The organism is Chrysanthemum yellows phytoplasma (assembly GCF_000803325.1).
Lineage (GTDB): Bacteria > Bacillota_I > Bacilli_A > Acholeplasmatales > Acholeplasmataceae > Phytoplasma > Phytoplasma asteris.
Genome location: NZ_JSWH01000053.1, coordinates 1 through 1,067, shown reverse-complemented (window position 1 = coordinate 1,067; position 1,067 = coordinate 1). Strand labels below are relative to the sequence as shown.

The following is a 1,067-nucleotide window of genomic DNA, read 5'->3' as shown; positions in this document are numbered from 1 at the left end:
TTTTGACATTTTTTAAATCTAGGTTTGATGCTATTTCATTGGCTTTAATTTCACAGTTCTTTTCCCATTCATCAAGTGGTTGTGTTAAATTATTTAATTCTTGTTGTAAAGAAATTTGTTGATTTGAAAGACTAACTAATTCTTGGTTTATTTTGTTGATTTGTGTTTGTTTAGTTAATAATTCTTCACGTAGTTTATTTGCGTTTTCGTTGTTTTTTGCAATTTGTTCTTTCAGGTTGTTGGTTTCTTGTTCGAGTTCAGAAACCATGTTTTTATAATTTGCAATTTGTTTTTGGATTTCTTCCAAAGTTTTTAAATGTTGTTCTCTTAAGTTTGTGGTTTCTTCTTGTTTTTGAGTTAATTGTTGTTTTAGTTTATCTTCATTTTGTTTTAATTGTTTTATTTCTTCTTCTTTAAGTAATAATTGAGCTTGATAATTGATTTGACTTTTTTCAATGTTGCTTCTTAAATTATTAATTTCAACATTTAATTGTTTGATTTCATTTGTTGATAAGTTTTTTTGGTCTATTAATTTTTGTTCTTTGATTTCTAATTCTGTTTGTTTTTGTTCAATTTCAGTTTTTAATTGATTTACATCTTTAATATTTGAAGCCAATTGTTTTTCTAAAGTTGTTATTTTTTCTTTTGATAAAATCAACTCGTTGTCTTTTTTTACTATTAATTCATTCTGGTTTGTAATATTATTTTTTATTACTTCGATTTCTGATTGTAATTTATTTTTTTCTTCATCAGATAAATCTTTAGTTTGTTGGAGTGTTGTTTCTTTAGTTTTAAGTTGAGATTGTAATTCAATTATTTTTCCTTCAAGGGATAATTTTTCTAGTTATTGAGCTTGAAGGTTGATGTTTAAATATCCCTTTTCGGTTTCTAAAATCTTTTGTTTTTCTTTTTCTTGTTGAATTATTTTTTCTATTTGTTGTTGAAGTTCAGGATTTAATAAACTTTTTGTATTTTTTTCTTTTTGTTTGTGGGTTGGTTGTTGCATAGTTAGTTGAGGGGTTTCAGTGTTATTGTTTAATTCAGTTGATTTTGTTGTTTTTTTTTTT

General features: G+C 24.3%; 2 pseudogenes. Both read right to left on the bottom strand.

Annotated elements, in window-relative coordinates:
* Nucleotides 1–658 (bottom strand): annotated as a pseudogene (locus tag OL66_RS00825) (hypothetical protein); the annotation flags it as partial.
* A 186-nt stretch (nt 659–844) separates the two neighbouring features.
* A pseudogene (locus OL66_RS03600) lies at nt 845–1,067 on the bottom strand (hypothetical protein); the annotation flags it as partial.